Source organism: Pseudomonas sp. GQ91, from assembly GCF_059758795.1.
Window position 1 is genome coordinate 1 of record NZ_JCAXED010000051.1, and the last position, 634, is coordinate 634.

The 634-nt window shown below is 65.5% G+C and carries 1 pseudogene; it reads right to left on the reverse strand.

The window, feature by feature from the left end:
• Positions 1-634, reverse strand: a pseudogene (locus AC6CIA_RS26360) (RHS repeat-associated core domain-containing protein); the annotation flags it as partial.

The following is a 634-nucleotide window of genomic DNA, read 5'->3' on the forward strand; positions in this document are numbered from 1 at the left end:
GTGCCGCGTGCTGACCCGCTGCAAACCGTCGGTGATGCGGGTGAGGCCGGCCTTGAGGTCATAATCGAACTGGTAGGCGTCGCCCTCGTCGGTCCAGTGGCGGACCACGCGCCATTCCAGATCGTCGATCAACCCCCATTCGTAGAAGCAGCGCAGCCCTGTGGGCAGTTGGTGTTCGACCATGCGCTGGCCGGCGTCGTAGCTGAAGCGCCGTTGCACCTGGCCGCTGGCATCGCGCACTTCGCTCAGGTTGTGCACCGCGTCGTAGGCGTAGCTGACCAGCACTTCGCGCTGTTGGTCGGGGTAGAGGCGTTCCAGGCGGCTGAGGCGTTCGCCCTCGCGGATCAGTTCGACGTGCACCCGATCGAAGGTGTCACGCAGGCGTATCAGGCGTCCGGCATCGTCGTAATCGAGGAAGATGCGGTTGTCGTTACGGTCACCGAGTTGGCTCAGGCGCAGCCGCGACGGGTTGGCGGGCGTGGGTTCGAACAGGCGGTACAGGCCGTCATCGCTTTCGATCAGCAACTGCCCGTTGAGGTGGCGCCGCACGGCGAGGCCTTCACCGGGGCTGAACACCGCGCCGCCCAACGGGATAGAGCCCATGTCGATGGGCCGCGCCTGTTCGTCGGTGTAA